We start from the raw sequence: 24,989 nt of genomic DNA on the forward strand, positions 1-24,989 counted from the left end.
TATCTAATTACTTGTTATCAAATCAAATACATACTTTATTTCTTTTTCTCCGTATCTTTGGTCTATTGTTATTGGAATCATATTTTTTGACAAATAGTATTCAAATGTGTCTGAATTCACCTCATCTAAAATATAACTCCACCAATGTCCCTGGAATACATTGTTTTCAATTAATTTGGGTAATGTTCTATTATCTTCAATCACAAGTGGATACACCATTGGTACACAATCCTCCTCATAAAATTCTGTAGGATCTATTTTGTTAATATTTTTAAATAGCGAACACGCAATTTCAAAATTTACTTTTCGTATGCGTTTTATGAGATTGTAATCAGTTCCATCTAGAATAGCATGTGTTAACTTTGACATTTTCTTGATACTAGAATTGTCTATCCGGTCATCGTTAGTTTTTTTGTTCTCATAGGCTTTTCCTGCACATCCATATTCAATACGCTGTAGCAAAAACAAGCTTGTATCAGAAGAATAATCCTGCTCATATTCTTCTAAATAATCATTTGCATGACTACCAATCAGATATGCCCCGTCTGGTGCACCTATGAATTTTCTTGCAGAATATACATTCATACAGTTGGCAATTGGAGGTGCAAAAAATGCCTGAGAATTATCGATAATTACATTTTTATACTTTGAAGCTAAGCTACACATTCTAGCCGAACTCATAATCCCAAAATAATTCACGAGTAAAATTGCAGCATTCTCAATATAATCTGTTATCAAAGGATTAAATGCTCTATCACAATAATAGTACTTGATCTTAACTCCATTTTTTAATAGGAAATCTTTAACTGTTTCACATTGATAATATGGAAGATATATTATATCTTGATTTAATATTTTAATTGCATGTAGAATTGCAGCTCTACCAGTATTAAGGCGAGCAACATGATCACCAACATAATATTCGAGGCCGCTCAAAAATTTTAGTTCAAGGAAGCTTCCGATTTCCATTTGATCTTCCATTTTCAGCTCTCCAATCTCACGCTCAACTATAATTGCTCTTCACCATTCTTATTTTCAACAATTCTTACGCTACACTATTCTTACTCTTCTAATATAATATTACTCCTGCATCTGTTTTTTAAGTGTGTCCCACTCATAACCATTATTAAAAAGATAATCTATAATTGATAAATTTGGCAAGAACTCTCCCCAGCATTGTTTATAAATAATAGAATGATAGTTTGTATATTGAAGCTTTATTCCACGTTTCAGGAAGTGATCTTCTACTTGATAAACACTGGCTCCATTTCCAGAGAAATATACATCACCTCCAAGGGCGCTACATATATCAATTACGCGTTCCTCCCTTCGAGTCGTAATATCCAAGGACGATGAATGCTCGAATCTTTTTGAGATACCAAATTTTTCACAAGTTTGCTTTATGATTGCAATATTCATTTCCGCAATGTTTTTGTATTCAGGAATCAATATATTTTCAAGATCCGCATAAATCTCATCAAAGAATTTAGCTTTACTATAATTAGATTTCAAAGTCTTTAAATGCTTTTGTTTCCATCCTAAGTAGTCCCTTGTAGTTACTTCTTGTATCGTATCTCCAAAGGTTTGCTTTACTGGAACCTTGAGACGAAGTTCTCCCTGTGGAGTCTTAATCCTATTCCAATTACAAATTCCTTCATTGGAATACTGGGCGTCGTCTAGGAATACAAAGCAATCACATTTGGCAATCTTGTAGAAATACCCCGGATATGGTATATAATCTGGTTGGTGTATGGCTATTATCATAAAATTATAATCACCTCAAATTTATAGACTTATATTCATGTATTAAACTGCTTATTCTTTTTTATCCAATCTTTCTTCAAATGAATCTCTACTATAATTACCGTAATTTATTGTGTTTCTTTTAAAAATGCCAACAAAAGTGGCCAGTATAATTTTAATATCTAATAGGAACGAAACATTATTTGCATAGAAAACTTCATATTCAAACTGCTGTTCCCATGTTGGTGTAATATTCCCATATAATACTTCTGGCGGAATAAGTCCGCCTCTTACGTTGAGCCTCTGCATCTCATATTTCGTATATAAAGGTAAGTACTCTACGATAAGAGGTCTCGGTCCCACTAAAGAAATATCACCTTTTAAAATATTCACTAGCTCTGGTAGCTCATCAATTGATGAAGATCGAAGGATACTTCCAAGTTTTGTAAATCTTAATTCATTTGGTAAAAGGTCGCCCTTCTCATCTCTTATATCTTTCATCGTTCTAAATTTATACATTTTAAAGATCTTATTTTTTTTACTAACTCTATACTGTTTAAAAAATACTGGTTTGCCCAACTTTATGCGAACTATTACTGCAAGCATGGCAAAAATGGGGATGCAGATTATAATCGCAATGAACGAACAACAGATATCCAAAATACGTTTTATAAATTTACTATACATATAAACACCTCCCGTTTTATCCAAACTACATAATTTGCCTAATCAAGACAAATGACTCAGCTGCACGTACATTAATTGTAGATCCTCGATATTTTGACAAAGCCTCTATTGCTTCTAATGAACGTGGATTAGGAAAGTCTGATAATTGTGACTTATATTGCTTCAATACTTCTAACTTTATCTGAATATAATCACTTATATCAATATAAACAGTGGGAATAAATGTATTCGTAGAATGTGGTATGTTCCATTCCGTTTCTGAAAGGGTTTCATAAGAATAGATTGCTTTAACTTTATGTTCGTACTTTGGTCTTAAAGCCACCATTGATGCTTTTGCAATTATTTCGTGATCTTTTTGCATATCTCCATAATGTGGTATAAAAACAATATCTGGCTTCACTTCGTCAATCACATCATGCAATTTATCGTTTATTTCATTTCTATTTGCTGTTTCAAGCATTGCAGCTGGAAAATCAAAAAAGAAAGTTTTTTTAATCCCAATTAACTTATGGCACGCAATTGCTTCTTTTATAATGCTTTCTACAAATTCGTCAGAAAACAATGGTGGATATCCCCTGGATGCTATGCATATATAAACACTGTCACCTTGTTCTATATGTTTTATAATAGTACCTCCTACACCAAGTATTTCATCGTCTGCATGGGGTGCTATTACTAATATATTCATAACTTTCCTCCATTTTCATAAATCTTTTTGCACATCTTTAGCTTGTGCCAACATCTCTATATTGTGGAAAAAAAGTAGTAGTTGAATCAATAATTTTTAAGTCTTGACCATCTGAATTCAATGTATTATTTTTTCTAATTTCCACTAACTCTTTATATTTTTTTTCATCAAATATCTTTTTTCCAATTACAAATTCATAATTAGATTCCCGATTAAAACTACCTTTAAATTTATACAAACTATCTTCTTTACTTCCAAGCCCACCACCTAAATGGAAGGTCTTAAATCCATTTTCACAGCCCCAGCATGCCGCCTCATATAATAATAAATTAGTTGGTGCAAGCTGTTGGTATTGTTTATCAACTGCAGATAAATGATAATTCATATGCCCATTCGCAAGTAACACAATAGACATTGCAATTATTTTATCTTGATATACTGCATAAAAAATAATAGAGTTATATTTGCAATCATAGAGAATACTTTTATAAAAATTTTCTTTGAAATAATAATATTGCTTTGCTTTATCTTTATCCATAGTAACATTATATAATGGTATAAATGCCTCAAATAATTCTTTACTTCTCCCACAGTATATTTCAACGCCTGATTTTAATGATTTTCGTACCATATTCCTATTTTTACTGATAAGATTATTCCAAATTTGTAGCTTTGAATTCAATTCCATAGTAATGGTTTTACCAAGCTTTGAAGTATAATAGATACTCTTCATCATCTCACTGTTATGAAGTACTGGATGAAATCGTACAAACTCGCTTATTATACCCGCTGTAATGCAATAGGTACTGTATTCATTTTCTAACAATTTCAAGCTGTTTTCATCAACACTTCCTTCAACTAGAAATCCTCCGTAACCATATGGAGTTGTTATATCAAAATAGGTATTTGGTGGTATTTTATCAATGAAATTCTCATCCTTTTCAATATCTCTTAGCATCACTACATTCATAGCCTTCATACAATTATCTTCAAAATAGAATAATTTTGGTACTCCATCACCATGAATCATAAATGCCTTAATATAACCAGATAGGTAATATACATCATAATCTTGGAAATTCTTAACTAATTGATCCCATTCTTCTGCATTATCTATTGAAATTTCTTTTAGCATTCAGATCTTATTGCCTCCATAACTCTTTCATTATGGTAACTATTCTATTCAAATCATTATCAGTCATTTTTGTATCGCTTGGCAAACAAACGCCATTTTCAAATAGATTTTCTGCTACTCCTTCTCCAATAAAATCGTAACTTTCAAAAAATGGCTGTATATTCATTGGTTTCCATATATTTCTTGCCTCAATATTTTCCTTTTCTAATGCCATTATAATATCTGAAGGCCTTACCCTTCCACTTAAGCTTATGCAAGACAACCAGTAATTAGGCTCATTCCATTCATTAATTGGCATCATTGTAACGTCATCAAATTCTTCAAGTTCTCTTTTATAAAACTCAAATATATACTTTTTCTTATCTACTCTTTGTTTTAGGACCTTTAGTTGCCCTCTACCAATACCTGCTAAAACATTACTTAATCTATAGTTAAAACCCAACTCGCTATGCTGATAATACCTTGCAATATCTCTTGATTGCGTTGCCCAAAACTTAACCTTACGAATCGATTCTTCCCGTTCTGACACAATCATACCACCACCTGAAGTAGTAATAATTTTATTTCCATTAAAGGAAAATATTCCGTAAGTTCCGATGGTTCCAGTATACTTACCTTTATATAATGTTCCTAAACTTTCAGCCGCATCTTCAATTAATATCACATCATATTTCTTACATAAATCTACTATCTTATCCATATCAGCAGAAAGTCCATAAAGGTGAACAACTATAACAGCCTTCGGGGTTTTTCCCATCCTTGCATATTTTTCAAAGCCTTCTTCTAGAGCTTTGGGGCTCATATTCCATGTCTCATAATCACTATCAATAAATACTGGTATTGCTTTTTGATAAATTATTGGGTTAGCAGAAGCTGAAAATGTTAATGATTGGCAAAATACGATATCACCTTCACCAACACCAGCTAATTTCAAAGCCATATGAATAGCGGCTGTTCCAGTATTAAGAGCTGCTGCTGCCTTAATTCCAACCATGGTTGCAAGTTCTTTCTCAAATTTATCGACATTCTCTCCAAGCGGTGATATCCAATTAGAGTCAAATGCTTCTTTTATAAATTTTTTTTCATAGCCTTCATCACTCATATGCGGTGATGAAAGGAATATTTTATTTTCATTCATAACATCCTCGTTTCTGCACTTCATTAATGCAATTTGCATTATTTAGAGGCATTAAATATTACCTTTTTTGATTTTTTTATATAGGCTATTCCAGGTGGAGTAGCCTATCTTTTATATTAATCAGCTAACTTAAAGTTAGGAATAATGCTTATTAATGATTCTCTAATCATATTTATATCTTTTGTCTCCAAAGCTTGATTTAATATATCTATCTTTTTTTCTATTTCTCCAAATGATATAGATTTTTGCATTTCTATATAGATTTTTTGATTTTCAGTCTTCACAAGGTCTTCGTGCATAAAAAGTTCTTCATTCAACTTTTCTCCTGGGCGCATTCCTATCTCTTTGATAGGAATCTCAGTATATGGAATATGACCTAATAAACGAGTTAACTTTTCAGCTAATTTAAGAATATTGATAGGTCTTCCCATATCTAATACATATATTTCTGAATCAGATTCCATGGAACCAGCTCTTAATACAAGCTGTGCTGCTTCAGATATTGTCATAAAATATCTATAAACTCTTTTGTCTGTAATTGTGATAGGTCCCCCATGTTCAATTTGTCGTTTAAACAGAGGAATCACTGATCCATTTGAGCCTAATACATTTCCAAACCGAACTGCAACATATTCAGTCTTACTAATGTTTTTCATACTTTGAATAATCATCTCACACATTCTTTTGCTTGCCCCCATAATACTAGTTGGGTTTACAGCTTTATCAGTAGAAATAAGAACAAACTTTTGTACATTCCACTTATCCGCCGCCTGCACCATATTGTATGTTCCCAAAACGTTATTTTTAATGGCTTCATCCGGACTAATTTCCATAAACGGGACATGTTTATGTGCTGCTGCGTGAAATACTATTTGTGGGTGATAACGTTCGAATAATTGTTCGATTTTATCTTTATCTTGTACAGAAGCAATTTCAACAACTAAATTAAGCTTATTTTTGTAATCATATATCAACTCTTGTTGAATTTCGTAGGCATTGTTTTCGTAGTAATCTATAATAATTAACTGGGCAGGTTTCGATTGTGCGATCTGTCTACACAACTCTGATCCAATTGACCCCCCTCCACCAGTTACCATAATAACCTTGTTATTAAAAAACTTATCTATCTCTTTCTTATCGAAAGATACCAAAGCTCTTCCTAAAAGATCATCCACATTAAAATCACTTGCAGACTCTAATAAATCACCTTTACTATTTCGTAAAATAGATAAAAGATCTGGCAATACTTTTACACGTAGGTTGGACTTTGAAACAATCTTTAATATTTCATTTTTTCTAATATCTGGTAAAATGGGAATTGCAATTATCACTTCACTAATGGGCGTGTTTTTTATCAAATCATTAAATTCATCTATTGGTCCTAATACCTTTATTCCTCGGATTTTCTTTCCAATTTTTTCTGTGTTATCGTCGAAGAAACAATATATTTCATAATTTGAATTTGTATTATATTGAATTTCTTCCATTAATCGTACGCCTACACCGCCTGCACCTATGATTGCCATCGTAATCTTTTGGTTTATATTCTTTTTAATTTTTATAAGGTATATTCTGTATATAAAACGCATTAGCAACATAAAGATTATAGATATCGAACATGTCGCCACCGAAAAGATTGCAGACGTTTTATGAATGAAAATTAAATGGTTAATCATTATATAAATAATAAATCCTGCTATCATTCCAAGCATTAATCTCACATATTCATTCCCTTCAGCATATCTCCATATATTATCGTATGTTTTTAATAAGTACTGGCATAATGATATAGATAGCAATAATATAATGATATTAGGAAGGAAATCTAATATATTATAGTCATTCGCAGCCTTCTCGATTGGTACTAAAAGTTGAAATATATAACAAGAAAATATAATAATAATAATGTCTAATATAAAAATAATTTTTTTTCGATATTTTTTAATTCTTCTCATAGTAATATCCTCTTAATAAACTTATTTTAAATACATTTTAATTCAATGCAATTCGCACGATTTAATGGAATTAAAATAGGGTTTTATATTATAGTGCAAAATATAGGACTAATTATAGTACCTATATTTAGACCTTTCCTGTTGATTAAGCGAAATCCCGTTGAGTACAAACCCTAGTATGTTAGCATTCAAAAATTGAAATTTTGTTATTACGCTAGATACGCAAGGATGTGAGGTGACACCTTCTCGAACTACAATTAAAACCCCATCCACCATTTTAACTAGATTTAGGGCATCTGATACAACTTTCACTGGAGGTGTATCAATAAGGATATATTCATATTCATTGTTAAGCTGACTTAATAATTCTTCCATCTGAATACTTGCTAACAACTCTGATGGATTAGGTGGAATTGTTCCCATTGGCATAACATATAAATTATCATAAGATGTTTTATATATTGATTTTTTCACATCCATCGTGCTAGATAACGCATCGCTTACTCCCGGTATCAGTTGAATATTAAATAAACGGTGTAATCTACCCTTTCTCAAATCACAATCCATTAGTAGCACCTTTGCACCAGTTTGTGCTATTGAAATCCCTACATTAGTAATAGTGGTACTTTTACCATCCTGTGGAACTGGACTACTGATGATGATCTTTTTGCATCCATTAAAACGCAAAGTAAAGTTCAAGTTAGATCTTAATGATTTATAAGCTTCTGCTATAACAAATTCTGTATCTTTATTTTTACTGATATTATTTCTTTTCACTTTTTTATGCAATAAATCAGTTAGTATTGTTTTTTTGAGTACGAATTTTCTTTTTATGTTCACATTAAAATTAGGTATCGTTCCTAAAATAGGTAATTGATATCTTTTTAATAATTCATCTTGATTTTTAACATTCAAGTCGAAAAGTACCAATAATAGAGAAACAGCAATTGATAAAACAAATCCAAACATTCCTCCAACCAAGGTATTCTTCAATATATTAGGACTAGATGGAGAAGTTGGCAATGTGGGTGGATCTACTACAGTAATTTGTGATGTTTCTTTAATACTTTTAATTAATACTGGTGCGATTTTTTTCATTGCATCAACTAATTTATAGGCATCATTAGGATTTGTGGTTGTAACACTAATCTCAAAAATCTCTGTGTTATTAATAGCCTTAATATGGGTCATGGCTTTTAATTGCATTGGTGTATAATTTAATTTACTTTCATCGATAACTTGTTTATAAAATACTTTTGTTTGCAAAAAATTAATATAGGTAGTTACAACTTTTTGAGCATAATTTAGTTCATTTAAGTCAGCTGAATAAGTTGTTTCATTAGGATTCACATACATTTGAACCGATGCTACATAAGTTGGTTTTATAATATACTTGCTATTTATGAAAAAAGAACAAATACCTACGAATGTACAAATTGCGATAAAAACAAATCGCTTCGCCAATATTTCCAATATTTCTTTAAAAGAAAATTCCATTATCTATAATCCTCCTATTAATACAACAATTCCACATTGATTATCTTGATAAATAATCTCAAAAATTTCATATCACCTAAAGTTATACTATGATAATATTTTATATTAGTGAAAAAGATTTGATAATCTGCAACAAAAAAATACCTGTCTCAAATGTGAACTATTGAGACAGGTATTTTTTACTTTTAATATTGATTATTAACAAATACGGGGTAATCCTTCTCCATAAAGAATATCTACCATTCGATTACCTTTTAATATCGTTGTCATATTTACACCTTTTCCACCAACAATACTACCTATAATCTGGGCATTGGTACCATATTTATTATTTCGCATTACTTCAAGCGCTTTGTCGGCTTGATTTTGTGGGACTACAGCTATCATTTTTCCTTCATTTGCCATATAAAGTGGATCTAGACCTAAGATATTGCAAAACCCTTTTACCTCATCACTTACCGGTAAGGAAGCTTCGATTATTTCAACCCGACATACAGAGCTTTCAGCAACTTCATTTAAAACGGTTGCAAGCCCGCCTCGTGTAACATCACGCATGCAATGAACATCAATCCCATTATCCAAAAGTTCTTTCACAAGAAAAGACAGTGGTGCACAATCACTCATGATATTATTATCAATTCCCATTCTTTTAGACATGATTGCTGCATGATGTTCCCCTAAATTACCTGAAAGTAAAATTGCATCACCTTCCTGACAATTGTGGATGCTGATTCCTTCTTTCATTATTGTGCCTATACCAGCAGTATTAATATATATATTGCCATTGCCTTCAATTACTTTCGTATCACCAGCTACTATCTGTACATTTGCATCTAAAGCCGCTAGTTTCATTTCATATGCTATCTTATCAATAGTCTCACTATCTGCTCCCTCTTCGATAATAAAGCCTGTTGTGAGGTATTTGGGCATAGCCCCCATCATTGAGAGATCATTTACTGTTCCACAAACAGCTAATTTTCCTATATTACCACCGTTAAAAAACATTGGTGTTACAACAAAAGAATCAGTTGTAAATGCAATTTTACCACTCATATCTAATACCGCAGCATCTTCAAGTTTGTTTAAAATCTCGTTATCAAAATTCTTAATGAATATATCATTAATTAAATTACTAGTCTGTTTTCCACCGCTACCATAAGATATATCTATTTTCATCTCTATGCCTCTCTATTCTTGAACCAGATTCCACACACGCCCTCAGTTGAAACCATACATGGACCAATTGCATTTAAAGGTGTACATTTTGTTGAAAATAATGGACACTCATTGGGATTAATACGGCCCAATATAACATCCCTACATCTACAACCTTTTGGTGGGCTCTCTTTATATTCTTCAAATGTACTTCCTGCATCAAATTCAGTGAATTCTGGTCTGAGTCTTAGTGCTGAAATTTTTATAATTCCAATTCCACGCCAATAATCATCTGCTTTTTCAAAATATTTATCAATCATTGTAAGTGCCTTTATATTTCCTTCTTCAGATACAGCATTTACATACATATTTTTCACATTGAACTGCTTGTTTTTTATTTGATGTACAATTTCATAAATTGCAGCTAAAATATGTTCACCCTCAAATCCAGCAACAACAAAAGGTTTTTGATACTTTTTTGCCAGCTCATTAAAAGCATTACTTCCGATGATTACACATACATGACCCGGAGATAGGAACGCATCAATCTTGTCTTCATTTTCACAAATAAAGGAAACAGCCGGTATAATCGTTTTTAGTGACGTTAACAATTTTAAATTTTTTATATTGTTTTTTGTAATTTCTTCAATTAATACTGCATAAATGGGAGTTGTTGTTTCAAATCCTACTGCCGCAAAAATGTACTGCGTCTGACTATTTTCCATTGCTATTTTAACTGCATCTAATGGGGAATACAAAATTTTGACATTGCCACCAATTGCACTTGCTTGTGTAAGACATAATTGATTACCTTTTACTTTCATCATATCGCCAAAGGTCAAGACACAATAATTTTCCTTTAATGAAAAATCTACGAGTTTATCAATATAAGCAGAAGCTGTTACACATACAGGGCAGCCTGGTCCAGAAATCAGTTGTATTTTTGGAGATATTAAACTTCTTATTCCATTCTTGAAAATACTAGAAGTATGGGTTCCGCAAACCTCCATTATCTTAATCGGCTCGCCATCATACTCTTTTAATTCAGTTTTTACCTGCTGAAGGGTTTTCATTCGCGTCCTCCTCGAGTTCATTAAACATCGAAAGTATTTCTTCTGCCATGTCTTTCTTCAATACATCAATCACGCATCCAGCATGAATTAAAACATAATCACCAATCTTTACAGTAACCAATCTTATATTTACTTCACAAGTATTATTCATTATATCAACTTTTGCTTTATCGCCGTTAATTTCTATAATTTTTCCAGGTACTGCAACACACATAATTTTCCTCATTTCTGCACTTCACGCTGCGCCTATTTAGCTTGTTCAAGCATCCACATTGTTATTATTGTTTTGTTATTTGTTTTGTTATTGTTTTGTTATTCATTTTCTTATACATTTTGTTATCTCATTAGTCCAACATAAGTCTGACCTAGGCTAATTGACCCATCATTTGGAGGCACTGAAACATTATAGTAAACATGGAACTGATTTTCTCTTAGGACCTTTAACACTCTCTTTGATAGCACCGTATTTTGAAATACGCCACCGCTTATAGCAACCAAATTGATATTTTGTTCATGTCTTATTTTCTCGCATATATTTAATACTGTATCTGCAATTGCATAATGGAAACCCAATGCTAAAGATCCTGTATCAACGTGTCTTCTTAATTTACAAATTGATTCCAATACTGGAAGTGGATCAATTTCGGTCATTCCTTCAATTTGCTTAATTGAAAATTCCATTTTTTGAGGAAGTATACCATGTCGCTCTGCTAAGACCGCTTCTCTTTCCAAATTTGATGCGCATTCGCCCTCATAATGATTCTCATCCTGAATCCCTAATAGACATGCGATAACGTCAAATAATCTGCCCATACTTGAGGAAAGAACGGTATTGATATTATTTCTTAATGCAGCTTCTATTATATCACTTCTATCATCATTAATAAACTGAATAAGTTGTGCATTTAACAAAAAACAAGTTGCCGTCTTTTTAGCATCACGCATGGATTGGTCTCCGCCCAAAATAGGCGTATATTTTAAATGTGCAACTCGATTATAATCTGCGCCCTTACAAATCATGAATTCGCTACCCCAGATATTCCCATCCGTACCATAGCCAGTTCCATCAAAAGCAATTCCAATCACACGCTCCTTTAAATTATGCTCTGCCATAACAGAAGCAATATGCGCATGATGGTGCTGCACATAAAAGACTGGTATTCCAAGTGTCTGCACATATCTTGAAGAAAAATAATTAGGATGCAGATCACATATTGCAATATCTGGAACTATTTTTAATAAATGTGAAAGATCTTCTATAGATTCTTTGTAATCATCAAACACCGTTTTCTCTTCTAAATCACCAAAATACTGTGATACGACAGCACTTCCTTTGTTATAAAGACAAAACGCAGCTTTCAAATCTCCACCTGCGGCAAATATACGTAGATTTTTATTGGTATTGTTCAAATTATCATTTAGCGGCAAAAATACAGGATATGGAACATAACCACGGCTTCTTCGAATTAACTGCGCTTTCCCATCAAATACTTTTGCTACAGAGTCATCTACTGAACGGATAATTCGCCTTCTATTATATAAAACTCCATGCAACAACGGTGTTCTTATTGATAACATCTCATTATCTTCTTTTATAATTGGTCGATTTGAAATATTGGCGCTTGTCATAATAAGAGGACCGCATTTTTCAATAAGCATAATTTGCAATGGTGTATATGGTAAAAAAGCACCGCAATAAATACTATCTTTATATGTGGCTTTGGCCATCTTTTTATTATCGGAATATAGCAAAACGATTGGTCTGGCTTTCGAATTCAATAGCATTTGCTCCTCATTCGAGACTTCACAATATTGCCTAATAGATTGCACAGATTTAAACATCACCGCAAACGGTTTCTCTTCTCGCCCTTTTAATTTTCTCAAATTATGAACTGTCGCTTCTTTAAATGGGGAACAAGCAAAATGATATCCACCTATTCCTTTGACTGCAATTATCCCACCTACGTTTATAATATCAACTGCCTTTTTAAATGCTTGTGTATTACTCAGTTGTCGATTCTCAAACTCTATATTTTCTAATTCGTTATTTTCTAATTCGTTATTTCCTAATTTTTCAGCTCGTAAATCTTTAGTTACTAAATGTCTAGTTTCTAAATCTTTAGTTTCTAAATCTTTAGCTTCTAAATCTTTAGCTTTATTATACTCATTATGATTAAACTCATCGAAAATCAAGTATGGTCCACAATCATTACAAGATATTGTCTGCGCATGAAACCGCCTGCTTTCTGGTGATGTATACTCCTCACTACAGGATGGACACATATCAAAATCTACCATTGTAGTATTATCTCTATCATAGGGCAGTTTTTCTATAATTGTATACCTGGGTCCACAAGACATACAGCTTATAAATGGATTGTTAAAACGCCTGTTACTCTTTGTGTGTAACTCATTTTTACAATTATCACAAGTAGCTAAATCAGGAGGAATGATTGAGATCTCATCATTTGCAATGCTCTCTATTATTTTAAATTCAGTGTATACGATTGCTTCTGGCGATATAAAATCTTTGATTTCAATATTTATAATTTCGCAACCTTCACAATCTGCTGTTTTTAAATCATATAAAAATTCGTTAAAATCTATTTGAGATGACTGTGTTATAATTTCTACCATTCCACCAATATTTTGCACAGTCCCATATATTCTATGTTTACCCGCAACACGAAAAGTAAGGGGTCGAAAACCAACCCCTTGCACAATACCAGAAACAATCACTTTTTTTGTTACAACTTGATATTGTTCTTTATCCATAAAACGACTTCCTCAAAGCCTTCATCTGCTTTACATGATACTTTAAAAACAGGAGCTGTTTTATTTAAAGCTCTTACACCCTTCATGAAAAATTCCTCATCGAAATCTACATAAGGAATAAGATCCCATTTATTCAAAATAATTATATTCGCTTTTTCAAATGCAAGTGGATATTTATATGGCTTATCACTACCTTCAGTAACCGTTGATATAAGCATTTTTGCATGCTCACCTATCTGAAATTCGGCAGGACATACTAAATTACCTATGTTTTCAATAAAAAGTACGCCTTTTTCAATATTCAAGCTTTCTACTGCTTCACCAATCAAAGGAGAATCCAAATGACATGCTCCACCAGTATTGATTTGTATTGTCTTAACACCCAGTGAAAGTAAAGTCAATGTATCAATATCTGCTTCAATATCTCCTTCAATTACATAAGGGGTAATATCATCAAGTCGTTTAATTATCTTAATCAATGTAGATGTTTTACCTGCACCAGGCGCACCCATAACATTAATTGCAAATATTCCTTTTTCTGTTAATGATGCATTAATTTTTGCGGCAACCTCATCATTTTTATCGTAAACGGACTGCATTACTTCTATCTCTTTATTTTCTGACATTTTAATCTCCTTTCATACTTGTAGATATATGTTTACGTTGCTAACGCAACTATTGTCAAAATAAAACGAATCTTTGATCTGCTTTATTTATATTTGAAGACATGTTTGCGTCATAAACACAAACATGCCTTCTTGCAAGCGAAACAAAAATACGCTTTATACTTCTATGGATTTAATATAAAACTCTTGTCCTATATCCGTAGGGCTACCTTGCCCTTGACAATCAGGGCACTCAAATGAAAATGGCTTCCTTACAAATAATTTTCCACAATTATTACATTTTAGTTTGGGTATAATCCGTTCAATATTAAGCGTCGCATTTTTGCATATACTATCTTCTGCAATAATTTCAAAATACAATTCAATTGAACTAGCCACATAACCGGAGTAATCACCGACAACTAGGTTGATCTGTTTCACTTCATCCGCATTGTTTTTTTGTGCAAACTCCTGTGCTATCTCAATTATTCTTTTCGTTATCGGATACTCGTGCATCTACGTATTCATCCCTTGTCTTTTTTGATGAAGGAGCAGTATATTGGTTGTTCATATTAAGGCATTTTTTAGGACAGACTTCAACGCAATAACCACATTGAATACATTGCATTCTCTCAATGCTCCATTTTTTATCTGCTTTTTCGACTTTAATAGCTCCAGTTGGACAACGTCTTTCACAAATTCCACAAAAGATACAGTTTTGTATATCATTATTAATGCTGCCTCTTGTTCGTACATAGTTTGCTTTCTTTTTTATGGGATAAAGAACTGTATATGGCCCATGAATAATATTCTTAAATAGTGTTTTCGTCATACTTAAAATATGCATATATTCCTACCTTCCTACTCTCATTTTATCGTTCTGTACAGCTGATACATGGATCAATTGTAAGAATTAATATAGGAACATCAGCAAGTGCACAACCCTTTAATGTTTCGAGTAAAGCAGGAATGTTTGCAAAGGTAGGTGTACGAACTCTTACTCTGTCTAAAAAGCTCGTTCCATTTGCTTTTACATAATATATAACCTCGCCTCGTGGCTGTTCTAATCTTGTAAAATATTCTCCGTTTGGATTTCCCTTTATCTTGACGAAAATTTCGCCTTCAGGAATGATTGAAATACATTGCTTAATCAAATCAATAGATTGGTAAATTTCTTTGATTCTTACTACCATTCTTGCATAAGAATCACCTTCTGTCGCAATAATCGGTTCAAACTTCAGTTTATCGTATGCTGCATAACCTTCTGTTCTCATATCAATCGCATTACCGCTGGCTCTAGTCATTGGACCTATTGCACCCAAATCAAATGCCTGTTGCTTTGATAATACGCCTACACCAATCGTACGACTCTTTACAGTTGAATCATTTAAAAATACATCTGCAAGTCCTTTGAGTTCTTTTTCAATACTATTCATGACATTAACAATCATTTTAAGAGTTTCTTCATCTATGTCTTTTCTGACACCGCCAATATCACAAACTGAAAATATTACTCTTCCGCCTGTTGTCTGTTCAAAAATATCTAAAATCTGCTCTCTTAATCTCCAAGAGTGCATAAATAAGCTATCGAAACCAAACGCATCAGCTGTTAGTCCCAACCATAATATATGAGAGTGCATACGCGATAATTCTGCCCAGATTGTTCTTAAAAATTTGGCTCTAGCAGGAATCTCTACATCCATAATACTTTCGACTGACATACAATAACCCATTCCATGCATAAATGAACATATTCCACAAATTCTTTCTGCAACATACGTGTATTGTTTAAAATCCTTCTTTTCTACAAGTTTCTCAAGTCCTCTATGAACATAACCAATCTGAGGTATTGCTTCAATAACAACCTCATCTTCTAGTACCAAATCTAAATGTATAGGTTCAGGAAGTACTGGATGTTGAGGTCCAAAAGGAATAACTGTTCTCTCGCCCATTATTCACTCTCCTTTTTCATATTAAATGGAGTCTTAACGGATATTCTATAAAGATTATCTTTAAAATCCAATGTCATATTAATTATGTTAACTCCAAAAAGTTCTTTAATTTCATTTTCATATAAAAATGCATAAGGAAACATGTGATTTATACTTTCTATTTCAACATCATAATCCATATTTATTCTTAAATTAATAAAATCAAAATCTTTATCAAATGAATAAGTCAATTCTATACCATCTTTGTTCGTGCAAGATATTGCAACTAAACGATAGCCTGAGTTTTTCATTGAATTTGCTTCATTTAAAAGATCATTCGCTGATATTTTTTTTATTGTTTGTTCCATATATACTCCTTTTCTTTCTCGAAGAGTAACTACTTTCTAGCAGTTTTCTGTTTTTCTCCCAAAATACCAAGTGCCTTAACAACTCCATCTATGATTGACTCTGGTCTAGCCGCACAACCTGGCACATAAACATCAACTGGTAAAACCTTGTCGATTCCTCCAACAATATTGTAGCATTCAGCAAAAATACCGCCTGATGTTGCACAAATGCCAACTGCAACAACTACTTTTGGATCTGCCATTTGTTCATAAAGTTGCTTTATTACTGGAATATTCTGATCATTTACACTACCAGTAATCAGCAAAATATCTGCATGCTTTGGATTACCAGTATTAATGATTCCAAAACGTTCAACGTCATATAGTGGTGTGAGGCAAGCGAGTACCTCAATGTCACAGCCATTGCAACTAGTACCATCATAATGTAATATCCAAGGTGATTTCTTAATAAAATTCATATTTCCCACTTTCTGAATAAACAATTTTTGTTTATTCCAAAATCCAGCATTAAATTGTGATTATATTTTTATTTAAAGAATGATAAAACGACAAGATTAACAACTCCTAAAACGCCTGTAATAATCCAAGTTGACTTTATAGCCGCTTGCCATTTCAAACGTGCACATGCATTACCCACTACTGTTTCAAATAGAAATACAGTTGAGCAGGCTGATATAGCCCATACTTTGCTAATTGGTGCATTGGTTGCAAAAAACAGATAAACCAAAGTTAAAACTATAATTGTTTCATACCAATGCGCTATTTGTATAACAGCCAAATCTCTTCCAGAATATTCAGTTGTGATTCCTCCAACAATTTCTTGATGTGCATGATGACTCATACTCAAATCAAATGGTGCCTTTCTCAATTTGTACAACAATATAAATACAAGACCTAAAAATACTCCAGGTAAATATACAATTGCAGGCGTTGACTCTGAAACAATATCCCTAATAAAGAATGATCCACTCGCATAATATAAACTTGCGCCTATTATTAAAACCATCGGCTCGTAAGCCATCATCATTAAAAGTTCTCTTTCTGAACCAATTACACTATATGGAGAATTTGAAGCATAGCCTCCTAATACAAAGAAAATTGACCCTAATGTTAGAACAAATATTGCAAGCAGTATATCACCGCCTAGTAGCATAATAACTGTAGTAAAGATTACAAATATCAAAGAAATGTATACATAAAATCTGTGAAATGGATTAACTTCGATTGATTCTTTCCCTATAAGCTTAAAAACATCATAAAATGGTTGTAATAAAGGAGGTCCTTTTCTTCCTTGCAATCTAGCTGATATTATTCTATCAAGTCCTGTGAGTAATCCTCCTAAAATTGGTGCTAAAACAATTATTAAAACGATACGAAGTATAAACATTACTTAGCCACCCCCAAAATTAATAGTAAAACTCCAACACATAAAATTGTCAGTGCAATCATATTACTCATCAATGACATCCTATGATTTCCCAAATAATCTTTCAAATACCAGTTGTGAAGTTCAACTTCACGTTTAACACCGATTGCTCCATTAAAAGTTACATTATCACCCGAGTTTTCTCCACCCATATAGATTGGTGCTATTCTACGTTTATCATTTTTGTGTAAAGGAATAAAACTAAGTGGTAAAATCAAAAGCATACTAAGCATTACCAGCATCAGCGTTGCATTACTTGAGCTGATTATTGTTAATGATTCTGTTCCAAATGCTTTAGATAAATATGGAATAATTGCAAACTCTGAAATCAAAGGGAATCCCATACAAGCTGATATAACAAGTACTGCCTGAATAGAAATTGGTACTTCCTCTTCAATATGAAATTTGTGCTTTATATGCTTATTCACACTTGCATTCGCCACTAATTTTCCCATCCATTTTGTCCAATAGAAAAGTGTAGCCGCACTTCCATATGCAAGGATAACAACAATCAAGACATTATTTGAATCAATAAATGCTTTCATAGCTGCCCATTTTGATATTAGCATACCAAATGGTGCAAGGAACATTCCTGCGATACCAATCAACATATAAATCGTCAATTTTTGTGATACATGCATTAAAATATCCATGTTTTCGACATCTCTGCTTCCTAACTGATGTTCGATAGAACCAACTGATAAGAATAAAAGAGACTTTGATATTGAATGGAATATTACAAGCATAATAGCAGCCCAAATTGATTCTGGTGTTCCTATACTTGCACACATTACAATCAATCCTAAATTTGCTATTGTTGAATACGCTAAAATTTTCTTTGCATCACTTTGCGCAATTGCTGTTAATGAGCATGCAAGGAATGTAACACCACCTACCAAAGTAACAACCCTGCCTACCGAAGTTGTTCCAAGTAAAGGTGCCAACCTTATTATGAGATATACGCCAGCCTTTACCATTGTTGCTGAATGAAGTAATGCTGATGAAGGTGTAGGTGCAACCATTGCGCCGAGTAACCATGATGAAAATGGAAGCTGTGCTGATTTTGTAAGTGCTGCAATACAAAGTAGGAATACAGGAATAAGTACCATACTCTCCGGTTTCATTGCGATCAAAGTTGATAGTTCTAACGTATTATAATTAATTCCTATCATTACGATTGCAATTGCAAATGCAAGTCCACCTCCCACATTAATTGTCAAAGCTCGGAAGGAATTGTTCTTAGCCTCAGCTGTTTTTGTATAACCAATAAGTAAATAAGAACAAAAAGATGTGATTTCCCAACAGAAATAAATCCACATTAAATTGTTACTTAAAACTAATCCAAACATAGCTGAAAGGAATAGAAATAATACCCCAAAAAAGAAGGATTTTCTTTGAGGGTATTTATCATGATGAATATGATACCATTTCATATATCCAACAGCATATATGCATATCAAACTTCCTATGATTCCTACGATTAAAACCATAATACCTGATAGTTTATCAAAAACTATACTTGATTCAACCTCTATTCCATTCTTTTGGGTAAATTCAAACCAAAGTATTAAAGGTGTTTGAATTGCTGCAAAAATTGATACCAAATACTTTTTGTTTTTAATACCCATTGTTATGATATAAACTGCCATCAATACTTCAACAACGATTATAATAATATCAATAACTTCTTCATTTTGAAATGATAATATGAGTCCGTCATTAAAATACTGAACTACAGTAATAATTGTTAAAATTGCAGTAATCAAGCCACCTACCAATACGATTGTATTTCTAATCTTTTCCTTTCTGATTAAGAATATCAAAAAGGATGTTAATAATGGAAATAAAATTAATATCGAAATTAAACTCATACGCTACCTCTTGTCCTAAAATTTGTAAAGTAAACACTTAAAATAAACCTTTAAATTAACTGTATGTATTAGTTTGTTCTAATATTGACACAAAAATGCGACATTATTTGTTTTTATTACAAACATAGGCACTTATGTTAGGCATTAGATTAATATATTATAACACTTTGGTGTTATTTTACAATATTCGCTTTAGATTGTTCTTAATTTAATACATAGAATTTAGTATAAAAAAAAGAAACTATTAAATAGTTCCCTTTTTCTCATTACTATTTTGAATAAACATAACAATAAATGCAAGACACAACACACTGCAACAAAATAAAATCGATTTTTCAAAAAATATATATGTTAATAATGTTCCAATAATTGCTCCTAAAACGAATAATAAATCAATTGTATAATACCATATACTTTTCTTTTTTAAATTTTTATCTCCATGCTTCCAATAGAGGAACAACAATTCAGTTGCTGTTCTCAAATTTCCTGTACACATAGTAGTTGAGCATACATTCCCTTTGATTTTACGAAAGCTATCAGTTTGTAGTGCACAAACAAACGACACTGTTATATTCGCTAACATATTTAGATTTTGTGGTAGAAATGCGACAAAAAATAAAAGTATAATTTCCAATACAATTATAATCTGTCGCCAATGAATTCTATTATTATTCTTATAAATCAATTTTATAATTTCTGCTATAAATACGCCGAAAATGAACGCTAATATTGGAATAAAATAACGAAATGCCATTTCCCAATTTTTTTCTGCTAAATTCATGCCCAGAAGTACTACATTTCCAGTCTGTGCATTCGCAAATACTTTCCCTCTGCATATAAATGTATATGCATCCAAAAATCCTCCAGTTATCGCTAATAGAATACCCATGAATATAGATTCTGACATTTGTTGTTTCACTTGTAGTTTTATTTGTTGTTTCATTTCTGTTTTTGTTTCTGTTTTCATTTCTGTTTTCATTTTCAATTAACCATCCATTTTTCTATTATTGAGATTATAGCCTACTATTTAAAAATTTTCAAGTTTGAATTCTACTTGTCAACGTTTACTCTCAAATAAAATACTCAATGGAATGGTCAATTGAATGATTCAATATAAAATGTAATTCTTATGATTTTATCATATCTAATATTGCTGATTTAGGCCTAACTCCTATCGAAGTGCTACTGACTTTCCCATTTTCCATAACAACAAGCGTAGGAATTGTCATGATTTTAAATTGCATTGCTAGTTCCGGCTGCTCATCTACATTAATTTTACATATTTTCGCACCAGTAGCTTCTACTGATAGTTCTTCTATTAATGGTAATAACATTCTACATGGAGCACACCATTCAGCCCAAAAATCGAGCAGTACTGGTGTCTGTGAGTTAATAACCTCTTTATCAAAATTATCTTTTGTTATGTGTAATGCTGCCATAGTAACTCCTTTATGAAATTCATTATTTTTTTTATTAATTTCATTATACCAAAAATACATATCTTCTCTGTGAGTAAGTCACATAATTATAATATATATTTAAATTTTTATAATTGAGTTTTATTATCCCTATTCAAAAATAAAAAAATAGCCAAAGTGTACAATTATTGCACTTTAGCTATTTAGAAATTAAATTTAAATTATGATTTTAATACTGTCATCGCTTTTGATTTATCGGTTGTAGTCCTTCTTTTTTTACATTGTGCTGCTGGTTTTGGTTCTCGACTTTTACCTTTTCAGTAACGCTATTAAACTCTTGGTTACTAATTTTTTGCTGCATCTTTTCCGTTTCACTCTTATTCATATAATCACCTCGCATTTAGTATCTACTCAAAATACGAAATTATGCATTATAGATATTAGTTAATCGAATTAACGATAGTAAGCTTTCTATGTTTCTCTTACTTCGTGAGTGTTATATTTTTATCCTTTAATACGACGTCATGTGCGCCACCCTCAACAATACTTACAGAAGAAACCAAAGTGAGTTTCGCATTTTTCTGTAATTCTGGAATACTTAAGGCACCACAATTGCACATTGTTGAACGAACTTTGTTTAAGGAAATGATCAAATTATCATGTAGGCTTCCAGCATATGGTACGTAGGAATCAACGCCTTCTTCAAATGAAAGCTTGGAATCGCCTCCCATGTCATATCTTTGCCAGTTTCTTGCTCTTGCAGATCCTTCTCCCCAATATTCTTTCATATAGTTACCATTTACAATAACTTTATTGGTAGGACTTTCATCAAAACGAGAGAAATATCTTCCAAGCATACAAAAATCACATCCCATAGCAAGTGCCAGTGTAATATGATAATCATTAACAATACCACCGTCTGCACAGATTGGTATATAAACACCTGTTTCTTCAAAATATTCGTCTCTTGCCTTAGCTACTTCGATAGCAGCTGTAGCTTGTCCACGGCCGATACCTTTTGTCTCACGAGTGATACAAATTGATCCACCACCGATACCTATTTTAATAAAATCAGCACCTGCTTCGGCTAGGAATCGAAAGCCATCACTGTCTACAACATTGCCCGCACCAATCTTAACACTGCTACCAAATTTTTCACGAACATATGCAATCGTAATCTTCTGCCATTCCGAAAAACCTTCTGATGAATCAATGCACAAAATATCTGCGCCAGCTTCAACCAATGCAGGAACACGTTCTGCATAATCTCTTGTATTAATACCGGCTCCTACAACATATCTCTTTGAAGAATCCAATAATTCAAATGGATTTTCTTTGTGTGAATCATAATCTTTTCTAAATACAAACGAAACTAGTCGTTGGTTTTTATCAAGGATTGGTAACGCATTGAGTTTATGTTCCCATATAATATTGTTCGCTTCTTTTAAGCTTGTATCATCTTTTGCATAAATAACATTTTCGATTGGCGTCATAAACTCGCTAACCTTTGTATTTTTGTCCAAACGGCTGACACGATAATCTCTGCTTGTTACAATTCCGATTAATTTGCCGTTAGGTGTACCGTCATCAGTGACAGCAACCGTTCCATGTCCTGTTTCTTCTTTTAAAACGAGAATATCTTCTAATGTCTGATCTGGTCTAATGTTAGAATCACTTGAAGCAAATCCAGCTTTATAGTTTTTAACTGTTCTAACCATTTTTACTTGTTGTTCAATACTTTGAGATCCATAAATAAAAGAAATACCGCCTTCTTTTGCAAGTGCAATCGCCATTTTATCATCTGAAACAGATTGCATAATGGCAGAAACGAGCGGAATATTCATAGAGATTTCAGGTTCTTCACCTCTTTTAAATTTTGTAATTGGTGTTCTTAGCGAAGCATTTGCTGGTATGCATTCTGTAGAAGAATACCCTGGTACCAATAAATATTCACTGAAAGTATGTGATGGTTCATCATAATAATATGCCATTTTTTATTAACTCCTTAAGAAAAATTATACTTGAATTATATATGCTATTTATGGAAAACACAAGTCGTTTTGACGATATCCACTAATATACGTTGATATATATCATTTTTAATTGCATTTCAAATACAAAGATCCATTATCTTTATTATAAATGTACAAGCATTTATAATACTTTATCTATCTCGTACTGCGAATTAATGACCAACCACATCTGTGGAAACCAGGTCATAATATTCCAAATACTGATACCCTTTAATCCGAATTCCGGTACGACCTTTACAAAGTTATCTATACTTCTTGCATCCCAAAACCGAACGACATATTCATCACCTGCGATATATGTAAAATATGCAGTGTTCGTGATTTCATCAAATTGAATCTCTGTATTATTTTCTAGAGCAATTTGAATTGCTGAATCATAACTGATTGACATCCCCATTGATACATTCGGAATATAAGGTAACTTCCATACATATCCTATAACGTTTACTCCGCCAAGTATTTTTTCGGCCGGTATTAATCTAGTTGAATATTCAATAAATCGTCTTAAAGTTTCCATCGAAGTTGTTCCTGGAGGGATTCCTTGCGTATATCCAAATGTATAGCTTATTAAAGTAATGCCATCTACTTTTTGCGCAAGTTTAGTATAATCAAGTCCTGGAAAAATAATTCCAGTCAATAATTGAAAAATACGAATACTAAAGGTAATGAATACTTTATATCCCGCCTTTGATAGACGATCAGTGAATTTTATAACTAAGTCTTCATATAGACTACGATCACTCGGGCTTAAATATGGTGTATTAATGCTCAATCCACTGTATCCTTTGGTTTGTAGAATACGAAGAACATTATTAAATAATCGCTCCTGATTTTCCTTGCTTGATATTATCGAATGTACTACATTAATTTCTTCTTCCAAACTTTTTGATAATGCTGTCAGCATCATAATAGGCGCAACGCCGTATGCTTTCGCCATCTGAATAATTTCATTATCTTCAATATCATTTATATCTCCTTGCGCTGTCACCTCATAACTGTAAACAGTCAACGTGGTTAAAAACGGTAATGTCTTCTTTAGTACACTCATATCAATAAATGGATATGCATAACTATTGGTTGCTATTGCCCTGATTTTATCCCCCTCATACTTTATCACAATTATCTCTCCTGGATAAATATATTCTCTATCTGAAAGATACGGATTATTCCGTAGAAGATCAAATATAGTAACTTTATATTTATCCGCAATACTGTCTAAAGTATCATTCTGCTGGATTGTATAAGTAATCTCAGGATGAAGTATTACAAGGGTTTCTCCCACAGCTAATCTAACTGGGATATTTATTCCATTTTCAATTATTAGTCTTTCCGCTGATACACTATATTTATCAGCAATAGAATTAATCGTTTCTCCACTTTGAACTACGTGAATTGTCATATTTGTGCCTCCAAACAATATTTACTTAATTATATGATGGCTCGTTTAAAAGCATACCCACTTGGCCTTTATGATTTTTTCTTTAATATATT

The 24,989-nt window shown here is 32.4% G+C and carries 25 protein-coding genes; all 25 read right to left on the reverse strand.

Features of this window, described 5'->3' with window-relative positions; genetic code table 11:
- Positions 1-3 precede the first annotated feature (3 nt).
- Positions 4-981 (reverse strand): hypothetical protein, encoded by a 978-nt coding sequence (locus BMY18_RS16600; RefSeq protein WP_207647455.1) that lies wholly within the window; start codon positions 979-981, stop codon positions 4-6.
- Between the two features lie 99 nt (positions 982-1,080).
- On the reverse strand, positions 1,081-1,764 hold the full coding sequence (locus BMY18_RS16605) for a WbqC family protein (RefSeq protein WP_092456196.1): 684 nt from the start codon (positions 1,762-1,764) through the stop codon (positions 1,081-1,083).
- Positions 1,765-1,815: 51 nt separating this feature from the next.
- Positions 1,816-2,430 carry a sugar transferase gene (locus BMY18_RS16610; protein ID WP_092456198.1) on the reverse strand — a complete coding sequence of 205 codons (615 nt, stop codon included), beginning with the start codon at positions 2,428-2,430 and terminating at the stop codon, positions 1,816-1,818.
- Between the two features lie 25 nt (positions 2,431-2,455).
- Positions 2,456-3,118: a PIG-L deacetylase family protein gene (locus BMY18_RS16615; protein WP_092456201.1), complete on the reverse strand. Its 663-nt coding sequence runs from the start codon at positions 3,116-3,118 to the stop codon at positions 2,456-2,458.
- A 37-nt stretch (positions 3,119-3,155) separates the two neighbouring features.
- Positions 3,156-4,253, reverse strand: coding sequence for a GNAT family N-acetyltransferase (locus BMY18_RS16620; protein WP_092456204.1), 1,098 nt, complete (start codon positions 4,251-4,253; stop codon positions 3,156-3,158).
- 7 nt (positions 4,254-4,260) lie between these two features.
- Positions 4,261-5,391: a DegT/DnrJ/EryC1/StrS family aminotransferase gene (locus BMY18_RS16625; protein ID WP_092456208.1), complete on the reverse strand. Its 1,131-nt coding sequence runs from the start codon at positions 5,389-5,391 to the stop codon at positions 4,261-4,263.
- 116 nt (positions 5,392-5,507) lie between these two features.
- On the reverse strand, positions 5,508-7,346 hold the full coding sequence (locus tag BMY18_RS16630; protein ID WP_092456212.1) for a polysaccharide biosynthesis protein: 1,839 nt from the start codon (positions 7,344-7,346) through the stop codon (positions 5,508-5,510).
- 108 nt (positions 7,347-7,454) lie between these two features.
- Positions 7,455-8,843 (reverse strand): tyrosine-protein kinase domain-containing protein, encoded by a 1,389-nt coding sequence (locus BMY18_RS16635; RefSeq protein ID WP_092456216.1) that lies wholly within the window; start codon positions 8,841-8,843, stop codon positions 7,455-7,457.
- A 198-nt stretch (positions 8,844-9,041) separates the two neighbouring features.
- A complete protein-coding gene (gene hypE, locus BMY18_RS16640; RefSeq protein WP_092456219.1) occupies positions 9,042-10,019 on the reverse strand; it encodes a hydrogenase expression/formation protein HypE in 978 nt (325 codons plus the stop codon).
- A 2-nt stretch (positions 10,020-10,021) separates the two neighbouring features.
- Positions 10,022-11,071: a hydrogenase formation protein HypD gene (gene hypD, locus BMY18_RS16645; RefSeq protein ID WP_092456222.1), complete on the reverse strand. Its 1,050-nt coding sequence runs from the start codon at positions 11,069-11,071 to the stop codon at positions 10,022-10,024.
- A complete protein-coding gene (locus BMY18_RS16650; protein ID WP_330386005.1) occupies positions 11,043-11,297 on the reverse strand; it encodes a HypC/HybG/HupF family hydrogenase formation chaperone in 255 nt (84 codons plus the stop codon). Before BMY18_RS16650 ends, hypD begins: the two co-directional genes overlap by 29 nt.
- Positions 11,298-11,407: 110 nt before the next feature.
- Positions 11,408-13,846, reverse strand: a complete 2,439-nt coding sequence (hypF, locus tag BMY18_RS16655) for a carbamoyltransferase HypF (RefSeq protein ID WP_092456227.1) — start codon at positions 13,844-13,846, stop codon at positions 11,408-11,410.
- Positions 13,819-14,472, reverse strand: a complete 654-nt coding sequence (gene hypB, locus BMY18_RS16660; protein ID WP_092456230.1) for a hydrogenase nickel incorporation protein HypB — start codon at positions 14,470-14,472, stop codon at positions 13,819-13,821. The genes hypF and hypB overlap by 28 nt, the downstream gene beginning before the upstream one ends.
- Positions 14,473-14,628: 156 nt before the next feature.
- Entirely contained in the window at positions 14,629-14,967 is a 339-nt protein-coding gene (gene hypA / locus BMY18_RS16665) for a hydrogenase maturation nickel metallochaperone HypA (protein WP_092456233.1), read from the reverse strand.
- Positions 14,933-15,298 (reverse strand): 4Fe-4S dicluster domain-containing protein, encoded by a 366-nt coding sequence (locus tag BMY18_RS16670; protein ID WP_092456236.1) that lies wholly within the window; start codon positions 15,296-15,298, stop codon positions 14,933-14,935. The genes hypA and BMY18_RS16670 overlap by 35 nt, the downstream gene beginning before the upstream one ends.
- 25 nt (positions 15,299-15,323) lie before the next feature.
- Complete coding sequence (locus BMY18_RS16675; protein WP_092456239.1) at positions 15,324-16,403, reverse strand: hydrogenase large subunit; 1,080 nt, start codon at positions 16,401-16,403, stop codon at positions 15,324-15,326.
- Positions 16,403-16,750: an NADH-quinone oxidoreductase subunit C gene (locus BMY18_RS16680; RefSeq protein ID WP_092456242.1), complete on the reverse strand. Its 348-nt coding sequence runs from the start codon at positions 16,748-16,750 to the stop codon at positions 16,403-16,405. The genes BMY18_RS16675 and BMY18_RS16680 overlap by 1 nt, the downstream gene beginning before the upstream one ends.
- A 29-nt stretch (positions 16,751-16,779) precedes the next feature.
- Complete coding sequence (locus BMY18_RS16685; protein WP_092456245.1) at positions 16,780-17,208, reverse strand: NADH-quinone oxidoreductase subunit B family protein; 429 nt, start codon at positions 17,206-17,208, stop codon at positions 16,780-16,782.
- Positions 17,209-17,276: 68 nt separating this feature from the next.
- Positions 17,277-18,137, reverse strand: coding sequence for a respiratory chain complex I subunit 1 family protein (locus BMY18_RS16690; protein WP_092456248.1), 861 nt, complete (start codon positions 18,135-18,137; stop codon positions 17,277-17,279).
- Entirely contained in the window at positions 18,137-20,047 is a 1,911-nt protein-coding gene (locus BMY18_RS16695) for an NADH-quinone oxidoreductase subunit 5 family protein (protein ID WP_092456251.1), read from the reverse strand. The genes BMY18_RS16690 and BMY18_RS16695 overlap by 1 nt, the downstream gene beginning before the upstream one ends.
- A 244-nt stretch (positions 20,048-20,291) precedes the next feature.
- Positions 20,292-21,026 carry a YoaK family protein gene (locus BMY18_RS16700; RefSeq protein ID WP_330386006.1) on the reverse strand — a complete coding sequence of 245 codons (735 nt, stop codon included), beginning with the start codon at positions 21,024-21,026 and terminating at the stop codon, positions 20,292-20,294.
- A 148-nt stretch (positions 21,027-21,174) separates the two neighbouring features.
- Positions 21,175-21,486 carry a thioredoxin gene (gene trxA, locus BMY18_RS16705; protein WP_092456308.1) on the reverse strand — a complete coding sequence of 104 codons (312 nt, stop codon included), beginning with the start codon at positions 21,484-21,486 and terminating at the stop codon, positions 21,175-21,177.
- Positions 21,487-21,703: 217 nt separating this feature from the next.
- Complete coding sequence (locus BMY18_RS21180) at positions 21,704-21,850, reverse strand: hypothetical protein (RefSeq protein ID WP_170841457.1); 147 nt, start codon at positions 21,848-21,850, stop codon at positions 21,704-21,706.
- 97 nt (positions 21,851-21,947) lie between these two features.
- Positions 21,948-23,456 carry an IMP dehydrogenase gene (locus BMY18_RS16710; RefSeq protein ID WP_092456254.1) on the reverse strand — a complete coding sequence of 503 codons (1,509 nt, stop codon included), beginning with the start codon at positions 23,454-23,456 and terminating at the stop codon, positions 21,948-21,950.
- Between the two features lie 163 nt (positions 23,457-23,619).
- On the reverse strand, positions 23,620-24,897 hold the full coding sequence (locus BMY18_RS16715) for a LysM peptidoglycan-binding domain-containing protein (protein ID WP_092456257.1): 1,278 nt from the start codon (positions 24,895-24,897) through the stop codon (positions 23,620-23,622).
- Positions 24,898-24,989 lie beyond the last annotated feature (92 nt).

This window comes from [Clostridium] fimetarium (assembly GCF_900111235.1).
Taxonomy (GTDB): Bacteria; Bacillota; Clostridia; order Lachnospirales; family Lachnospiraceae; genus Clostridium_N; species Clostridium_N fimetarium.

What these genes read in the sequence shown, in the direction of transcription:
- BMY18_RS16600 (WP_207647455.1), bottom strand. Translation starts at nt 981, where the DNA reads ATGGAAGATCAAATGGAAATCGGAAGCTTCCTTGAACTAAAATTTTTG.
- BMY18_RS16605 (WP_092456196.1), bottom strand. Translation starts at nt 1,764, where the DNA reads ATGATAATAGCCATACACCAACCAGATTATATACCATATCCGGGGTAT.
- BMY18_RS16610 (WP_092456198.1), bottom strand. Translation starts at nt 2,430, where the DNA reads ATGTATAGTAAATTTATAAAACGTATTTTGGATATCTGTTGTTCGTTC.
- BMY18_RS16615 (WP_092456201.1), bottom strand. Translation starts at nt 3,118, where the DNA reads ATGAATATATTAGTAATAGCACCCCATGCAGACGATGAAATACTTGGT.
- BMY18_RS16620 (WP_092456204.1), bottom strand. Translation starts at nt 4,253, where the DNA reads ATGCTAAAAGAAATTTCAATAGATAATGCAGAAGAATGGGATCAATTA.
- BMY18_RS16625 (WP_092456208.1), bottom strand. Translation starts at nt 5,391, where the DNA reads ATGAATGAAAATAAAATATTCCTTTCATCACCGCATATGAGTGATGAA.
- BMY18_RS16630 (WP_092456212.1), bottom strand. Translation starts at nt 7,346, where the DNA reads ATGAGAAGAATTAAAAAATATCGAAAAAAAATTATTTTTATATTAGAC.
- BMY18_RS16635 (WP_092456216.1), bottom strand. Translation starts at nt 8,843, where the DNA reads ATGGAATTTTCTTTTAAAGAAATATTGGAAATATTGGCGAAGCGATTT.
- hypE (WP_092456219.1), bottom strand. Translation starts at nt 10,019, where the DNA reads ATGAAAATAGATATATCTTATGGTAGCGGTGGAAAACAGACTAGTAAT.
- hypD (WP_092456222.1), bottom strand. Translation starts at nt 11,071, where the DNA reads ATGAAAACCCTTCAGCAGGTAAAAACTGAATTAAAAGAGTATGATGGC.
- BMY18_RS16650 (WP_330386005.1), bottom strand. Translation starts at nt 11,297, where the DNA reads ATGAGGAAAATTATGTGTGTTGCAGTACCTGGAAAAATTATAGAAATT.
- hypF (WP_092456227.1), bottom strand. Translation starts at nt 13,846, where the DNA reads ATGGATAAAGAACAATATCAAGTTGTAACAAAAAAAGTGATTGTTTCT.
- hypB (WP_092456230.1), bottom strand. Translation starts at nt 14,472, where the DNA reads ATGTCAGAAAATAAAGAGATAGAAGTAATGCAGTCCGTTTACGATAAA.
- hypA (WP_092456233.1), bottom strand. Translation starts at nt 14,967, where the DNA reads ATGCACGAGTATCCGATAACGAAAAGAATAATTGAGATAGCACAGGAG.
- BMY18_RS16670 (WP_092456236.1), bottom strand. Translation starts at nt 15,298, where the DNA reads ATGCATATTTTAAGTATGACGAAAACACTATTTAAGAATATTATTCAT.
- BMY18_RS16675 (WP_092456239.1), bottom strand. Translation starts at nt 16,403, where the DNA reads ATGGGCGAGAGAACAGTTATTCCTTTTGGACCTCAACATCCAGTACTT.
- BMY18_RS16680 (WP_092456242.1), bottom strand. Translation starts at nt 16,750, where the DNA reads ATGGAACAAACAATAAAAAAAATATCAGCGAATGATCTTTTAAATGAA.
- BMY18_RS16685 (WP_092456245.1), bottom strand. Translation starts at nt 17,208, where the DNA reads ATGAATTTTATTAAGAAATCACCTTGGATATTACATTATGATGGTACT.
- BMY18_RS16690 (WP_092456248.1), bottom strand. Translation starts at nt 18,137, where the DNA reads ATGTTTATACTTCGTATCGTTTTAATAATTGTTTTAGCACCAATTTTA.
- BMY18_RS16695 (WP_092456251.1), bottom strand. Translation starts at nt 20,047, where the DNA reads ATGAGTTTAATTTCGATATTAATTTTATTTCCATTATTAACATCCTTT.
- BMY18_RS16700 (WP_330386006.1), bottom strand. Translation starts at nt 21,026, where the DNA reads ATGAAAACAGAAATGAAAACAGAAACAAAAACAGAAATGAAACAACAA.
- trxA (WP_092456308.1), bottom strand. Translation starts at nt 21,486, where the DNA reads ATGGCAGCATTACACATAACAAAAGATAATTTTGATAAAGAGGTTATT.
- BMY18_RS21180 (WP_170841457.1), bottom strand. Translation starts at nt 21,850, where the DNA reads ATGAATAAGAGTGAAACGGAAAAGATGCAGCAAAAAATTAGTAACCAA.
- BMY18_RS16710 (WP_092456254.1), bottom strand. Translation starts at nt 23,456, where the DNA reads ATGGCATATTATTATGATGAACCATCACATACTTTCAGTGAATATTTA.
- BMY18_RS16715 (WP_092456257.1), bottom strand. Translation starts at nt 24,897, where the DNA reads ATGACAATTCACGTAGTTCAAAGTGGAGAAACGATTAATTCTATTGCT.